Source organism: Clavibacter sp. GW821-FHT01D01, from assembly GCF_059422605.1.
The window spans coordinates 37078-51512 of record NZ_JBWKXC010000011.1 but is presented as its reverse complement, the minus strand read 5'-3'; the positions used below and the strand labels follow the sequence as shown (position 1 = coordinate 51512).

Here is a 14435-nt window from a genome sequence, read left to right as displayed (position 1 = left end):
TGGTACTGCGAGCGCGGGACGGAATAGCCTTCGGGCATGGCTGACATCTTCGACGTCGTGTCGGATCCCACCCGCCGCGACCTCCTCCGCGTGCTGCTCGACCGTCGCGCGGTGCCCGAGGCGCCCACGGGCGAGATCAGCGTGTCGGAGCTCGTGCAGACGCTCGGGCTCACCCAGCCGACCGTCTCCAAGCACCTTCGCGTGCTCCGCGACATCGGCCTCGTGTCGGTGCGGGAGGAGGGGCAGCACCGCTACTACCGGCTGCAGCCGGCGCCGCTCGAGGTGCTCGACGCCTGGATCGCGCCCTTCGTCGACGACGGCCGCGACGACCGGGCGCTCGACGACGACGCCGCCGATCCCGACACGGGCCTCCTCCGCGGGGGCCTCTCGCGGGACCCCGACGAGGACGGGGACCACGACCCGGCCGGCTATCCGTTCGCCGCGTCCCTCGGACGGATCTGGGCCGACACCCGGTACCAGGCGGCGGCCGCCGTGCACGACGCGACGCGGGTCGCGGGCACCGCGGGTCAGGCGGGTCTCGGCCGTCTGCGGGGCCGGAAGCCGGGGAGCGCGCGGGACGCGTGATGCAGGATGTGACACGATGGACACGCGTCCATCCGGACCCCTAGACTCGCGCACCAGCGCCCGCATCGCGGGTGCTCCACGGCCCGTGAGCCGGTCACGCAGAACGAGGAGTCGATCCGCCCATGTCGCGTGACCTGTCCGACGTCCGATTCCTCACGGTGGCCGAGGTCGCGGAGATGATGCGCGTCTCCAAGATGACCGTCTACCGCCTCGTGCACTCGGGTGACCTGCCCGCCATCCGCTTCGGCCGCTCGTTCCGCGTGCCGGAGTCCGCCGTCCTGGCCGCGATCGACCCGTCGAACGCGCTGCCCGGCCAGCCCGGCGAGGCCTCGCGTCACACCGGCATGTCGGATGTCGGCTAGACTCCTCTGAGGCTATTTTCCGCGGGTCACCAGAGCCCGCGCGTTCCGTCCGGCAACAGATGAGGTGCCCCTATGGGTTCAGTGATCAAGAAGCGTCGCAAGCGCATGGCGAAGAAGAAGCACCGCAAGCTGCTTCGCAAGACGCGCCACCAGCGTCGCAACAAGAAGTAGAGCGGACGCGTCCATGAGGGCGCAGCACGCGAGGAGAGGACGCCGACCCGGAGACGGGGCGGTGTCCTCTTCCTGCGTGCGGCGGCATGCGGGCGTCGGTGCCGGTCGTGGTGCTGCGCCGGTGGCGGAGCGCGGCGGTCACGGGGCGGCGGGGCCTGCGGCCTGCGCGGCCTCGCGGCGCACGCGTCGACGGGCGTCGCGGATGCTCGCGCGCCGCAGCCGGAGGGACGGCCAGCCGGATCCGCGAGCGTGGGCCGCGAGTGCCTGGTCGGGGTTCACGACCACGGGGTGCCCGACGAGCGTGAGCAGCGGGATGTCGTGCCGCGAGTCGGAGTAGGCCCAGCAGTCGTCCGGCGCCGCGCCGGTGCGCGCGAGCAGGGACCGCGCGGCGTCGGCCTTGTGCGCGCCGTGCAGGAACTCGCCGTCGAGGCGGCCCGTGTAGGCGCCGTCACGCACCTCGAGCGCGCTGCCGAGCGCGCCCGTGAACCCGAGGCGCCGCGCGATCACATCGGCGAGGAACGCGGGCGATGCCGTCACGAGCCAGACCTGGTGGCCCTTCGCGAGGTGCTCCTGCGCGAGGCCCAGCGTCTCCGGCCAGACCGTGCGCGCGGTGTGCTGCTCGTAGATGGCGTCGGCGAGGCGGGCCATGTCCGCGACCGTCACGCCCGTGACGACCTCGAGGCCGCGGGCGCGCGCGGAGGCGAGATGCCGGTCGTTCTCCCCGCGCGCCTTGAAGCGCGCGTGCTTCCACCCCGCGCCGACGATGTCGCGCGCCGTGAGGAGTCCCGCCGCCCGGAGCCCGCGCACGAGGTGGAACACGCTCGCGCCGTGGATGAGGGTGTTGTCCACGTCGAAGAGCGCGAGGACCGGGGTGCCCGCCTGCTCGACCATGATCGCCTCAGCGTAGGCGACGCTCCTGCGCCGGCCGTCCGGGCGGCGGCGCGGGGGCGCTCGCCTACGCTGGACGGATGAGCGCCACCGTCCTCACCCTCGTCGGCAAGCCCGGCTGCCACCTCTGCGACGACGCCCGGGAGGTCGTGACGCAGGTGCTCGGCGGGCTCGACGCCGCGCGGGCCGCCGAGGTGACGCTCGAGGAGCGCAGCATCCTCGACGACCGGGCGCTGGCCGACCGGTACGCGGAGGAGATCCCCGTGCTCCTCATCGACGGACGGGTGCACAACTACTGGCGCATCGACGCCGACCGGCTGCACGCCGCGCTCGACGCCCGCTGACCCGACGCGGGCGGCTTCCCGCGGGGACGGCCGCCGCCGGCGCGGATAGGGTCGGGGCATGACCCTGCGCCACGTCGTCTCCTGGAAGCTCGCCGACCGCGATCCCGCCGCCCTCGATCGCGACGCCGCCCGCGTAGCCGAGGCACTCGGCACCCTGCCCGGCCTCGTGCCCGGCATCCGCTCGTTCCAGGTGGGGCGCGACGTGGTCGGATCCGCGCGCAGCCACGACCTCGTGCTCATCGCCGACTTCGACGACCGCGCCGCGCTCGACGCCTACGACGTGCACCCGGAGCACCAGCGCGTCGCGGCCTTCGTGCGGAGCCTCGTGGCCTCCGCGGCGTCGGTCGACTTCGAGGTCTGATCCCGGCGGACGGCCGATCCGCGCCCGCCGCGCGTCCCATCGGACGCGTGCGGCAGGATGGCCGGATGGGGGATTCGGTCGAGGTCGAGCGGGTGTCCGTGGTCGTCGACGGGATCCCGCTGCTGCGGCCCACCGACCTCGTGGCCCGCGACGGCGAGGCGGTCGCCGTGACCGGCCCGAACGGAGCCGGGAAGACCACGCTGCTCCGGGTGATCGCGGGCCTCAGCCGGCCTACGTCGGGATCCGCGCGGGTGCGGGGCCGGGCCGTCGACGAGCGCGACCGGGGGTTCCGCCGGGCGGTGTCCGGCTCGATCGGCCATCCGCCCGTCGCGCGGGACCTCACCCTCCAGGAGCACCTCGCCGTCATCGCGGCGACGTGGGGACGGGACGCGGGCGCTGCCCGCGAGCACGCCGCGGAGCACCTCGAGCGCTGGCGGCTCGCGTCGCTCGCGCGCCGCTTCCCGCACGAGCTGTCCTCGGGCCAGTCGCAGCTCGCGGCGCTCGCGATGGCGACCGTGCGGCCCTACGACGTCCTCCTCCTCGACGAGCCGGAGCAGCGGCTCGACCCCGACCGGCTGCAGCTCGTGATCGGGATCCTCCGCGAGGAGCTCGCCGCCGGCCGCACGATGGTGCTCGCGACGCACAGCGCCGTGCTCCGCACGGCGGTCGCCGGCCGGTCCGTCGCGCTCGTCGGCGACGGCGCGTGACGGCGGGGCGGACGCTCCGCACGATCCGCGCGATCCGGCTCGAGCGCGGGGGCACGTCGCCGATGGACCTCGCCTACGCGGTCTACTCGGGCGTGCTCGCGGTGCTGATCCTCGGGATCCCGGTGCTCCGCGCCATCGTGCTGGAGCTCGCGGAGCCGGCCGCCGCGGCGGCCCTCCGGGAGCACGGCCCGGCGGCGGCCACCGTGGCGTCGGGACTCGCGGCGACCGCGCTCGCGCTCGCCGGCGGCGCCCGGGGTCCTGCGCTGCTCCCGCCCTTCCTCACGGCCGCGCTGGCAGGGAGCGCGCTCCCGCGCGCCGCGGTGCTCCGGCGGCCGTCCGCGCGCGCGGCGCTCGGGTGCGCCGCCCTCGGCGGGATGACGGCCCTCCTCCCCGGGCTCGCCCTGCTCGTCGCCGGCGACGCGGATCCCCGGCCCGTCGCCGCGTGGACGGCGGGCGGTGCCCTCGTCGGCGTGATCGCCGCGGGCTGCTGGCTCGCAGGGCAGCGGCTGCGTCCGGGCGGGCGCGCCGTCCTCGGCGCGGCGTTCCTCGGATCCACCGCGGCGGCGCTGCTCGTGCCGGCACCCGCCGTGCCGTGGGCCGCGTTCGCGGCGCTGTTCCCCGGCGCCGACGCAGGTCCCGAGGCGCCTCTGCCGTCCTCCGCGGCGGCCGGGCTCGCGGCGCTGGCCGTGCTCGCGGTCGTGGTCGTGGCGGCGGCCCCGGCGGTGCTCGACGGCCTCCGCGGCCCCGAGCTGCTGGCACAGGCGCAGCGCTGGCAGGCCACCACCACCCTGGCCACCACGGGGGACCTCGCCATGGCCGCCGGCGGGTTCCGCCCCGTGCCGCGCATCGGGCGCGGGTGGGGTGCGGTCGGCGGCGGGTCCGGGGCGGCGCTCATCGCGGGGCGCGACCTCGTGGGGTCCCTCCGCACGCCCGTCCGCGCGGCGTGGGCGTGCCTCGGGGTCGCGGCCTCGGGTGCCCTCGTGGCCGCGGCGCTCGACGGCGCGGGAGCCGGGTCCTGGGTCCCCGCGGTCGGCGCGGCGCTGGTCGGGTTCCTCGCGCTGGGGGCGTGGTCCGACGGGTTCCGGCACGTCGTCGACGTCGCGTCCGCACCGCCGCTCTACGGCATCCCGACCGGGCGGCTGCTCCTGCTCCACGCGGCGCTGCCCGGCGTCGCCGGGGCCTCGTGCGCGCTCGTCGGGGCGGGGATCGCCGTGGCGGGCGGCGCGGGACCCGTGGCGCTCGTCGTCGCGCCGGTCGCCGCCCTGCTCCTCGTCGTCGTCCGCGCGTCCGACGCGGCGAAGGGGCCGTTGCCGCTCCAGGTCATGGCGCCGGTGCCGACCCCGGTGGGGGACGCGTCGTCGCTGGTCGTCGCCGCGTGGCAGGCGGACGCGCTCCTCGTCGCGGGCGGATCCGTGCTCGCCGTCGTCACGGCCGTCGGCGCGGCCGGGCCCGCGGGTGCGGCCGTCGCGCTGCCGCTGGGAGCCGCCGTCGCGCTCCGCACCCGCCGACGGATCGCGGCGGGGCGGGCCTAGCGGCGCACCAGGACGGGCGACGCGTCAGGACCGGCGGCGCGTCAGGACCGGCCGCGGGCCGTCGCGGTCGGCGTGCCCGTGGCGGTCGGCGTGCCCGCCCGGGGGGCCGTGCCGCGACCCCGCAGCACGGCGGCGGCGAGGAAGGCGGCGGCCAGGACGATCTCGAGGATCCAGTAGGTGGCGCCCGTCGTGCCCTGGAGGAGCAGGAGGCCGTAGGCACCCTCGGCGGCCAGGACGAGGCTCAGCACGGCCGTGCCGACCACGACCCAGCTGCGACCCGCGTGCCGCACGAGCGCGGCCGCGAGCCCGAGCACGGGGCCGGCGACGAGGCCGATCGGGATCCACATGGACGAGAGCGGGTCCGCGAGGAAGTACCCGCGCCAGAGGCTCACGACGCCGTACGCCTCGACCATGCTGACGAAGGAGACGGCGCCGAGCAGCGCGCCGAGCGGTGGGCGGGCACCGGAGGCCCACACCGCGAGGAAGGCGAGCATGCTCCAGCCGCCCGCGGAGTTCGCGAACGGCCGGACGGGGTCGGGCAGGAAGCCCTGGGCGGGGCTCGTGAGGCCACCGACGAGGAGGCTCGTCACGAGGACGATCGCGACGGCGCGGAGCGCGGTGCGCCCCGTCTCGCGGGTCGGAGGGCCGGGCGTCGGCGCCGGGCCTGCGCCGGCGTCCCGGAGCGTGGTGCGGGGATCGGGTCGGGTCATGGCCCCACCCTCCCAGCGGGTGCTCGGCCGGTCGTCGGCCGCGGGGAGGATCCGCGTCCCCACCGGGATGCAGGCGGGTCAGTCGTGCGGCAGCGCCCGCTCCAGGATCCGCACGGCCTCGTCCGCGGGGACGGTCCAGGAGACGGTGGCGGTGATCCGCGCCGCGCCGTCGTCGGAGATGCTCGTGCCGGCGAAGTCGACCTGCACGTCCCGCACCTCCCGGCTGATGACGGTCGCGGACTCGGTGGCGGCGAGGATCGCCTCGTCGTCGTAGGGGAGGTTCGTGAGGGCCATGGGCGTCCTTCGGGAGGGGAGGGGGAGGGCGTCGTGCGGGGGGGGGCGGTGGGTCAGTCGGGGTGGACGGCGGGATGCGGCGCCGTCCCGGCCGCCGGCTCCGGCAGCAGGTGGAGGCCGGATCCGGTGTTGGCGCAGTCCATGAGGACGTCCACCCAGGCGGGGTTGATGGACGGGGAGCGGCTGCCCGAGAAGCGGAAGTGCAGCGGGAGCTCGGGGGCCACCCACACGGTGCTGCGCCCGTCGCCCTCGGACGCCGGGTACTTCCACGAGAACGCGAAGCTCTCCCGGCGGCGGAGCTTCGCCAGCATGACGATCTGCAGGTGCGCGAGGGCGCGGTCGTCGATGGTGGTGCGCGTGGTGCTGTCGAAGATCAGCTGACCCATCGGGGCGGTCCTTCCGTGTCCCGTCCAGAGCCCGTCGGGTCGCGGGATCGTCCGATCCCGCGGCGTCCACGGCTGCTCGGCGACCCGCGGGCGAGGGCGACGAGCTCTGGAGCCGACATTACGGCACCCGGGGAAGACCGGCTTCGCGGGAACGGCGGACGGCCCGACCCCCGCGCGGGGATCGGGCCGTCCGGTGGAGCGGGGCCTACGGGGCGAGCCGGTTCGGACCGCGGAAGAGGTACGTCACCTCGCGCAGGTTCGACTGGTGCAGCAGGAGCATCAGCACGCGGTTGAGGCCCATGCCGAAGCCGCCGTGCGGGGGCACGCCGTAGCGGAAGAAGTCGAGGTACGAGCCGAGCTCCTCGGGGTCGAGGCCCTTCTCGCGGGCCTGCGCCTCGAGCACCTCGACGCGGTGCTCGCGCTGCGCGCCGGTGGTGATCTCGACGCCGTTCCAGATGAGGTCGTAGCTGTTCGTGATCGTCGGGTCCTCGGCGTTCCGCATGTGGTAGAACGGCCGGATCGACGACGGGTAGTCCGTGAGGAACACGAACTCGTGGCCGAGCTCCTCCATCACGTGCGCCGCGATCTGGCGCTCGCCCTCGGGGTCGAGGTCGTCGTCCGCGCGGTCGATCACGTGGCCGCGCTTCGCGACGATGTCCTTCGCCTCGAGCAGCGGGATCCGCGGGAACGGCACGGTGGGCACCGTCACCTCCACGTCGAACAGCTCGCGGATCTCGTCGCCGTGCTTCTCCTTCACCGCGGTGAGCGCGGCGACGATGAGCTGCTCCTGCAGCCGGGCGACGTCCTCGTGGCTCTCGATCCAGCTGATCTCGGCGTCCACCGAGGTGAACTCCGTAGCGTGGCGCGAGGTGAAGGAGGGGTCGGCGCGGAAGGCCGGGCCGACCTCGAACATCTTGCCGAAGCCGGCGGACTGCGCCATCTGCTTGAAGAACTGCGGGCTCTGCGCGAGGTACGCGACGCCGTCGAAGTAGTCGACCTTGAACAGCTCGGCGTTCGACTCGGAGGGCGTGGCCATGAGCTTGGGAGAGAAGACCTCGATGAAGTCGTGCTCCACCCAGTAGGTGCGCAGCGCGTGCACGAGCGTGGTCTGCACGCGGAAGATCAGCGAGTTGCGCGGCGCGCGCAGGTCGATGAAGCGCCAGTCGAGGCGCTTGTCGATGGACGAGTCGGCCGCGATGGGCGTCTCGGGGATGGCCGCGCCGGCGACCTCGATGCCGGCCAGGCCGATCTCCAGGCCGCCGAGCTTCACGCGCTCGTCGTGCTTGAGCGAGCCCGTCGCGGTGAGGAACGTGCCCGCGGCGAGGCCGGAGATGGTGTCGGCGGTCGCGTCCTCGTCGCCCTGGCGCTTGTACGTGAGCTGCACCGCGCCGGACTCGTCGCGGAGGATCACGAACTGGATCTTCTTCTGGTCCCGGACGGTCTCGACCCATCCGGAGACGGCCACGTCCCCGTCGTCGAGGGCGGCCAGGTTCTTGATCAGGGTACGGGAGGTCACGGTCGTCGAGTCTATCCGCGCCGCCGTCCGGCAGGTCGCCCCGCGGGCCGCCTAGCCTGGAGGGGACGGCGCCGCGGCGCGCGGCCGCCGCACCCGGTGCAGGGGAGACGCCATGCAGATCGACCTCAACAGCGACCTCGCCGAGTCCTTCGGCCGCTGGACCCTCGGCGACGACGACGCGATGCTCGACGTGGTCTCGAGCGCCAACGTCGCGTGCGGGTTCCACGCCGGGGATCCGCTCGTCATGCTGCACGCGCTCGAGCGCGCCGCGCGGAACGGGGTGGCGGTCGGCGCGCACGTCGCGTACCGGGACCTCGCGGGCTTCGGCCGGCGCGACCTCGACGTGTCGCCCGCCGAGCTCACGGGCGACGTGCTCTACCAGCTGGCCGCCGTCTGCGGCATGGCGCGCACGGTCGGCGCGCGCGTCTCCTACGTCAAGCCGCACGGCGCCCTCTACAACCGGATCGCGCACGACCCCGTGCAGGCGCAGGCCGTGGTCGACGCCGTGGTCGCGCTGGATCCCGGCCTCCCCGTGCTCGGCCTCCCCGGCTCCGAGATCCTCCGGCTGGCCGGGGCGGCCGGCCTCCCGACGCGGGTCGAGGCCTTCACCGACCGGGCGTACAGGCCGGAGGGAGCGCTCGTGTCCCGGCGGCAGGGGGGATCGGTCATCCACGACCCCGCGGAGGTCGCGGCGCGCTCGGTGCGGATGGCGACCGAGGGCACGGTCGTGGCGATCGACGGGTCCGTGGTGCGGCTCGACCCGGACTCCCTCTGCCTGCACAGCGACACCCCGGGGGCCGTGGTCCTGGCGCGCGCCGTGCGGGACGCGCTCGAGGCCGCGGGCGTCGAGGTGCGCCCGGTGCCGGACGCCGTCGGCGGAGCGGCCGACGCGGCGTCCGCCCCCGATGCGGCCGAGGGTCCCGGAGCCCGCGCGCTCCCCGCCCGCCACCGGCGCGCCCTGTGACCCTCCGGCTCCTCCCGTGCGGCGACGCCGCCGTCATGCTCGACCTCGACTCGCTCGACGAGGTCCTCCGCCTCCAGCCCGTGCTCGACGCCACGCGGCCCGCGGGCGTCGTCGACATCGTGCCGGGCGCGCGCAGCATCCTCGTCACGGTGGATCCCGACGTGCTGCCGGTCGCCGCGGCGCGCTCCTGGGCGCTCGCCGCCCGGCCCGCCGACGCGGCGGGCGCGCGCGGCGGCGATCCGGTGGAGATCGACGTGGTCTACGACGGCGAGGACCTGGCCGACGTCGCCGCCCTCCTCGGCGTCGACGCGTGCGAGGTCGTCGCGCGGCACACCTCCGGCATCTGGACGGTCGCCTTCGGCGGCTTCGCGCCCGGCTTCGGCTACCTCGCGGGCGTGCCGGGGCTCGAGGTCCCGCGCCGGTCGTCGCCCCGGCCGCGCGTCCCCGCGGGGGCCGTGGCGCTCGCGGGCGAGTTCAGCGGCATCTACCCCCGGGTGTCGCCGGGCGGCTGGCAGCTGATCGGCACCACGCGGGCGGTCCTGTGGGATCCGGAGCGGGAGCCGGCGGCGCTCCTCGTGCCCGGATCCGCCGTGCGCTTCCGGGAGGTGGCGGGATGAGCGGCCCGGAGGCCCCGCGCCGCGGACGGCGCGCCACGGAGGCGACGGCTCCCGCCCTCGTCGTCGAGCGCACCGGCCCGCTCATGCTCGTGCAGGACGCGGGCCGTCCCGGCCACGGCGGCATCGGCGTCTCCCCGTCGGGAGCCCTCGACCCGCGGGCCCTCGCCGACGCGAACCTCCTCGTCGGCAACGACGCCGGCGCGGCGGGCCTCGAGATCGTGGTCGGCGGTGCCGCACTGCGTGCGACCGCGGCGGTGTGGGTCGCCGTCACGGGCGCCGTCGGGCCGCTGGTCCGCACGGTCGGCCGCCGCTCGCGGCCCGCTCCGTACGCCGCCGCGGTGCTCCTCGACGCGGGCGACGCGCTCGAGATCGGCCCTGCTGTCGCGGGCATCCGTTGGTACCTGGCGGTGCGCGGGGGGATCGACGCCGCACCCGTCCTCGGATCGCGCGCCACCGACCTGCTGTCCCGGGTCGGCCCGGCGGCGGTCGCGGCGGGCGACGTGCTCCCCGTCGGGCCGCCGCCCGCGCGGCCCGTCCCGCCGATCGACTCGCTCGCCGTGACCGCGCCCGCGGACGGAGAGGTCGTCCTCCGCGTGTCGGCCGGTCCCCGCCTCGACTGGTTCGTCGACGGGTCCTGGGCCGCGCTCCTCGACCGGCCGTGGGAGGTGACCGCCGAGGCCGACCGCGTCGGCGTCCGCCTGGCGGGCGAGCCGCTCGTCCGGCGGATCCCCGGCGAGCTGCCCAGCGAGGGCGTCGTCACCGGAGCGCTCCAGGTGCCGCCCTCGGGGCAGCCGATCCTGTTCCTCGCCGACCACCCGATGACGGGCGGCTACCCGGTGATCGGCGTGGTCGCCCGCGACGACGTCCGCTTGGCCGCGCAGCTGCGCCCCGGCCAGCGCGTCCGTCTCGTCTGAGGCGGACGCGCCGACCGGGGCGCAGGGGGGGGCGGTCAGTACCCGCCGGTGCCGTACATCTGGAGGCCGGCGGTGACGGCCTCCAGGGCCCTCACGATGGAGACGAACGCCACGATGGCGATGAGCCCGATCCAGAGCCAGATCGGGGCGAGCGCGTTGCCGGGGGAGCCCGGGATGCGGCGGCGGACGACGATCGACCGGCCGATCAGGTAGACGCCGCCGGCCACGGGGATGAACGCCCACGCCCAGTGGAACGGCCGCACGATCCCGCGGCGCGTGAGGTCGCGGTGGTCGAAGTAGGCGAGCGCGACGGAGGCCGCCCACATCAGGAACTGCACCAGGCTGCTGAGCGCCGAGGCGACGGCGGCGTCGGGCCGCGGGCCGCGGGCGCCCATCTCGAGCGCCGCGCGGTAGTCGACGTTGAGCGCCAGGAGGATCGAGATCACCGGCAGCGCCGCGAGGACCCACACGGCCCAGGTGAAGGGGGAGGTGCCCGCGGGCGCCTGCGGCGGCGGGGTCGGGGCGGCGTACGCCGGCGGCGCGTAGCCGGCCTGCGAGTACGGCTGCTGGGAGTACGGCTGCTGACCGGACGGCTGGTGGGAGTACGGCTGCTGGGAGTAGGGCTGCTGACCGGACGGCTGGTGGGAGTACGGCTGCTGCGAGTACGGCTGCTGCGCAGCCGGCGGGCTGACGGGCGGCGCGACGGGCGGCACGGAAGCGGCGGCGGGAGCGGCCTGCTCCCTGGAGGTCCCCGCGCTGTCGTGCTGCTCCGGCGTGCGGCCGGCGTCCGGTGAGGACGACGCAGCGCTCGCCGCCGGCGCGTCCGTCAGGTGGTCCGTCCACCGCGTGCCGTCCCACCAGCGCAGGCGGTCGGATCCGGCGGGGTCCGCGTACCAGCCCGCGGGCGTGGAGGGTGTTCCGGTCGAGTCAGTCACGAGTGCTCCTTGCGAGGTGCGGCATGCAGGTGGGGCGTCGGACGCGCGCGGGCACGGACGCTGGAGGTCACACTACCCACGTCGGCCGGGACCCGGGCCGACGCTCGCGGCCCCGTGCCGGAAGCCGCGAGCGGCCGGGCCCGGCCCTCGGTCACGACGCCGCGAGCCGCCGCGCGAGATACGGCGCGGTCCGGCTCCCGGCCGCGCCCGCGACCTCCCGCGGGGTGCCCTGGGCGACGATCCGGCCGCCCTGGTCGCCGCCGGACGGGCCGAGGTCGATCACCCGGTCCGCGTCCGCGACCACGTCCATCTCGTGCTCGACGACGACGACCGTGTTGCCGGCGTCGACGAGGCCCTGCAGCTGGCGCAGCAGCAGCACGACGTCCGCCGGGTGCAGTCCCGTCGTCGGCTCGTCGAGCAGGTAGAGCGTGTGGCCGCGCGGCGCCCGCTGCAGCTCGGTGGCGAGCTTGATCCGCTGGGCCTCGCCGCCCGAGAGCTCCGTCGCGGGCTGGCCGAGCCGCAGGTAGCCGAGGCCCACGTCGCGGAGCGTCGCCAGGGCGCGCTCGGCGAGCGGCACGTCCACGAGGAAGCCGTGGGCCTCGTCGACCGTCATCGCCAGCACGTCGGCGATGGACCGGCCGCGGTACTCGACCTCGAGCGTCCCCGGCTCGTACCTGGCGCCGTGGCAGGTGGGGCACGGCCCGTACGACCCGGGCAGGAAGAGGAGCTCGACCGTCACCGAGCCCTCGCCCTGGCACGTCTCGCAGCGCCCGCCCGCCACGTTGAAGGAGAAGCGGCCGGCGCCGTAGCCCCGGGCGCGCGCCGCGTCGGTGGACGCGTACGTGCGCCGCACCGCGTCGAAGAGGCCCGTGTAGGTGGCGAGCGTCGAGCGCGGGGTGCGGCCGATGGGTCGCTGGTCGACGGAGACGAGCCGGTCGACCGCCTCCGCCCCCTCGACGCGGGCGATCCGCGCGGGTCCCGCCGCGTCGTCGTCGCCCGCGTCGTCCGCCTGCTCGACGACCACGCGGTCGGGCGCGAGCGAGGCCCGCAGGAGGTCGGGGAGGACGCGGCTCACGAGCGTCGACTTGCCGGACCCGGAGACGCCCGTCACGGCGACCATCACGCCGAGCGGGATCTCGACGTCGAGGTCGACGAGGTTGTGGAGCGTCACGCCCGTCGCGCGGATGCTGCCGGTGGGCGTCCTGGGGGTCCGTTCGGCGCGCGGCGGCGCGAGGTCGGGGAACAGGTGGGGGCGGGTGGCGGAGGCCACCACCTCGCGGAGGCCGGCGACCGGTCCGCTGTAGACCACGGATCCGCCCGCCTGGCCGGCTCCCGGGCCGACGTCCACGATCCAGTCGGCGCGCCGCACGACGTCCATGTCGTGCTCCACCACGAAGACCGAGTTGCCGGAGTCGCGCAGCTGCTCGAGCACCTCGAGCAGCGGCTCGGCGTCGGCCGGGTGCAGGCCCGCCGACGGCTCGTCGAGCACGTAGACGACGCCGAACAGGCCCGACCTCAGCTGCGTCGCGAGCCGGAGCCGCTGCATCTCGCCGGGCGACAGCGTGGTGGTGACGCGGCCGAGGCTCAGGTAGCCGAGGCCGAGGTCCACCAGCACGGCGAGGCGCGCGACGAGGTCGGTCGTGATGGTGACGGCCACGTCGCCCATTCCCGCGGTGGGCGCGATGGCGGCGGCGAGGTCCGCGAGGGTCAGCGCGTTGAGCTCCGCGATGCTCCGGCCGGCGAAGGTCACGGCGATCGCCTCGGGCGTGAGCCCGCTGCCGCCGCACCGCTCGCACGTGCCCGAGACCATGTGCGCGAGCGCCGCCTCGCGCAGGCGCGGGCTCGCGGAGTCGGCGAGCGTGTGCAGCACGTAGGAGCGGGCGCTCCAGAAGCGCCCGTTGTAGGGCTTCGCCACGCGGTCGCGCTGCGGCGTGATCTGCACCACCGGCTGCTCCGGGGTGAAGAGGATCCAGTCGCGGGCGTCCCGCGGCAGGTCCCGCCACGGGACGTCGACGTCGTAGCCGAGCGCGATCGTGATGTCACGGAGGTTCTTGCCCTGCCAGGCGCCCGGCCACGCGGCGATCGCGCCGTCGCGGATGCTGAGCGACGGATCCGGCACGAGCGAGTCCTCGGTGACGGTGTGCGCGACGCCGAGCCCGTGGCACACGGGGCACGCGCCCGCTGCCGTGTTGGGGGAGAAGGCGTCGGAGTCGAGGCGGCCCTGGCCGACGGGGTAGGTGCCGGCGCGGGAGAGCAGCATCCGCAGCGAGTTGGAGAGGGTGGTGACCGTGCCCACCGTCGACCGCGTGCTCGGTGCCCCGCGGCGCTGCTGGAGCGCGACGGCGGGCGGCAGCCCGGTGATGCTGTCGACGTGCGGGGTCTGCTCCTGCCGGATGAGGCGGCGGGCGTACGGCGCGACCGACTCGAAGAAGCGGCGCTGCGCCTCCGCGTAGACCGTGCCGAAGGCGAGGGACGACTTGCCCGAGCCGGAGACGCCGGTGAAGGCGACGATGCGGTCCCGGGGGATGTCGACGTCCACGTCGCGGAGCGTGTTCTCCGACGCCCCGCGGACCCGGACGAACCCGTCGGCGCGGTCGTCGGGGGCGGATGCGGGCGGGGTCGTTTCGGGGAGAGGCACCTGCTCGACCCTATGCGGGTCGGCGGACCTCGGCGCACCGGCCGGTCGCGGGGCGCCCGCGGGAGTCCGCGCGCCGACGGCCGTACGTGCGCGATCGGCCGTCCCCGCGGGATCAGCCGAGCGCGCGACGGGCCTCGAGGAGGGTGGGGAAGTCGCCCACGTCGCGACCGAGGCGGTCGGTGACGTGGAAGCCGACGCCCCACCGCTCCTCGGACATGCCGGCGAATTCGTCGCCGCGTCGGGCGACCCAGAGGCCGGCGGCGACGGGGGACCAGCTGATGCCGGGCACGTCGGTCTGGCCGGGTGCGGTCTGCGTGAGAGCCATGGCTCCTCCTTCTCCGCGGCTCGTCGTCGAGCCCGCGCTGTCGTCCGCGTCGGGGGTGCGCGCCGCGGATGGGTGGATCTCGACTGTATGCGCACTAACGACTAGTGGGCATCGTTCCGAGCGGATCCGCAGGAAGGCCGTCCGGCGTGCGCACCGGCATCGGCGGAGCGGCCTCCACGACGGCAG

General features: G+C 75.8%; 17 protein-coding genes and 1 pseudogene. 10 read left to right on the top strand and 8 right to left on the bottom strand.

Going from position 1 to position 14435, the window contains the following annotated elements:
* Positions 1 to 36 precede the first annotated feature (36 nt).
* The 3 genes from AC07VC_RS13755 (at position 37) to AC07VC_RS13745 (ending at position 1118) form a co-directional block, all read left to right on the top strand.
* Positions 37 to 585 (top strand): ArsR/SmtB family transcription factor, encoded by a 549-nt coding sequence (locus AC07VC_RS13755; protein ID WP_494675054.1) that lies wholly within the window; start codon positions 37 to 39, stop codon positions 583 to 585.
* Positions 586 to 707: 122 nt separating this feature from the next.
* A complete protein-coding gene (locus tag AC07VC_RS13750) occupies positions 708 to 947 on the top strand; it encodes a helix-turn-helix domain-containing protein (protein ID WP_494675055.1) in 240 nt (79 codons plus the stop codon).
* A 72-nt stretch (positions 948 to 1019) separates the two neighbouring features.
* Entirely contained in the window at positions 1020 to 1118 is a 99-nt protein-coding gene (locus AC07VC_RS13745) for a 30S ribosomal protein bS22 (protein WP_003792170.1), read from the top strand.
* A 138-nt stretch (positions 1119 to 1256) separates the two neighbouring features.
* Here the strand turns inward: AC07VC_RS13745 and AC07VC_RS13740 are convergent, their stop codons facing one another.
* On the bottom strand, positions 1257 to 2009 hold the full coding sequence (locus AC07VC_RS13740) for an HAD family hydrolase (RefSeq protein WP_317230580.1): 753 nt from the start codon (positions 2007 to 2009) through the stop codon (positions 1257 to 1259).
* Between the two features lie 77 nt (positions 2010 to 2086).
* On the opposite strand from AC07VC_RS13740, the gene AC07VC_RS13735 reads away from it, so the two are divergent.
* From AC07VC_RS13735 to AC07VC_RS13720, 4 genes and pseudogenes are all read left to right on the top strand, one after another.
* Positions 2087 to 2350 (top strand): glutaredoxin family protein, encoded by a 264-nt coding sequence (locus AC07VC_RS13735; RefSeq protein ID WP_494675056.1) that lies wholly within the window; start codon positions 2087 to 2089, stop codon positions 2348 to 2350.
* A gap of 58 nt (positions 2351 to 2408) precedes the next feature.
* On the top strand, positions 2409 to 2711 hold the full coding sequence (locus AC07VC_RS13730; protein ID WP_094115015.1) for a Dabb family protein: 303 nt from the start codon (positions 2409 to 2411) through the stop codon (positions 2709 to 2711).
* 137 nt (positions 2712 to 2848) lie between these two features.
* Positions 2849 to 3418, top strand: a pseudogene (locus tag AC07VC_RS13725) (ABC transporter ATP-binding protein); the annotation flags it as partial.
* On the top strand, positions 3415 to 4950 hold the full coding sequence (locus tag AC07VC_RS13720; RefSeq protein WP_494675058.1) for a hypothetical protein: 1536 nt from the start codon (positions 3415 to 3417) through the stop codon (positions 4948 to 4950). The pseudogene AC07VC_RS13725 and the gene AC07VC_RS13720, both read left to right, overlap by 4 nt.
* A 41-nt stretch (positions 4951 to 4991) precedes the next feature.
* On the opposite strand, the gene AC07VC_RS13715 is transcribed toward AC07VC_RS13720, so the two are convergent.
* The 4 genes from AC07VC_RS13715 to aspS form a co-directional block, all read right to left on the bottom strand.
* Positions 4992 to 5660 (bottom strand): DUF6518 family protein, encoded by a 669-nt coding sequence (locus AC07VC_RS13715; protein WP_494675059.1) that lies wholly within the window; start codon positions 5658 to 5660, stop codon positions 4992 to 4994.
* A gap of 78 nt (positions 5661 to 5738) precedes the next feature.
* A complete protein-coding gene (locus AC07VC_RS13710; RefSeq protein WP_494675060.1) occupies positions 5739 to 5954 on the bottom strand; it encodes a hypothetical protein in 216 nt (71 codons plus the stop codon).
* 53 nt (positions 5955 to 6007) lie between these two features.
* Positions 6008 to 6340, bottom strand: a complete 333-nt coding sequence (locus AC07VC_RS13705) for a DUF7882 family protein (RefSeq protein ID WP_317230975.1) — start codon at positions 6338 to 6340, stop codon at positions 6008 to 6010.
* Between the two features lie 205 nt (positions 6341 to 6545).
* A complete protein-coding gene (gene aspS, locus AC07VC_RS13700; protein WP_494675061.1) occupies positions 6546 to 7856 on the bottom strand; it encodes an aspartate--tRNA(Asn) ligase in 1311 nt (436 codons plus the stop codon).
* Between the two features lie 112 nt (positions 7857 to 7968).
* Between aspS and AC07VC_RS13695 the strand changes: the two genes are divergently transcribed.
* Genes AC07VC_RS13695 through AC07VC_RS13685 form a run of 3 tightly spaced genes read left to right on the top strand, consistent with a single transcriptional unit; the run spans position 7969 to position 10351 of the window.
* Positions 7969 to 8820 (top strand): LamB/YcsF family protein, encoded by an 852-nt coding sequence (locus AC07VC_RS13695; protein WP_494675062.1) that lies wholly within the window; start codon positions 7969 to 7971, stop codon positions 8818 to 8820.
* Positions 8817 to 9437: a 5-oxoprolinase subunit B family protein gene (locus AC07VC_RS13690; RefSeq protein WP_494675063.1), complete on the top strand. Its 621-nt coding sequence runs from the start codon at positions 8817 to 8819 to the stop codon at positions 9435 to 9437. Before AC07VC_RS13695 ends, AC07VC_RS13690 begins: the two co-directional genes overlap by 4 nt.
* Positions 9434 to 10351, top strand: coding sequence for a 5-oxoprolinase subunit C family protein (locus AC07VC_RS13685; RefSeq protein ID WP_494675064.1), 918 nt, complete (start codon positions 9434 to 9436; stop codon positions 10349 to 10351). Before AC07VC_RS13690 ends, AC07VC_RS13685 begins: the two co-directional genes overlap by 4 nt.
* Positions 10352 to 10386: 35 nt before the next feature.
* Here AC07VC_RS13685 and AC07VC_RS13680 read toward each other — a convergent pair whose 3' ends face one another.
* The 3 genes from AC07VC_RS13680 to AC07VC_RS13670 form a co-directional block, all read right to left on the bottom strand.
* Positions 10387 to 11286 carry a DUF2510 domain-containing protein gene (locus tag AC07VC_RS13680; protein ID WP_494675065.1) on the bottom strand — a complete coding sequence of 300 codons (900 nt, stop codon included), beginning with the start codon at positions 11284 to 11286 and terminating at the stop codon, positions 10387 to 10389.
* Positions 11287 to 11437: 151 nt separating this feature from the next.
* On the bottom strand, positions 11438 to 13924 hold the full coding sequence (locus AC07VC_RS13675; protein WP_494675066.1) for an excinuclease ABC subunit UvrA: 2487 nt from the start codon (positions 13922 to 13924) through the stop codon (positions 11438 to 11440).
* A gap of 112 nt (positions 13925 to 14036) precedes the next feature.
* Complete coding sequence (locus AC07VC_RS13670; protein ID WP_094115022.1) at positions 14037 to 14249, bottom strand: hypothetical protein; 213 nt, start codon at positions 14247 to 14249, stop codon at positions 14037 to 14039.
* Positions 14250 to 14435 lie beyond the last annotated feature (186 nt).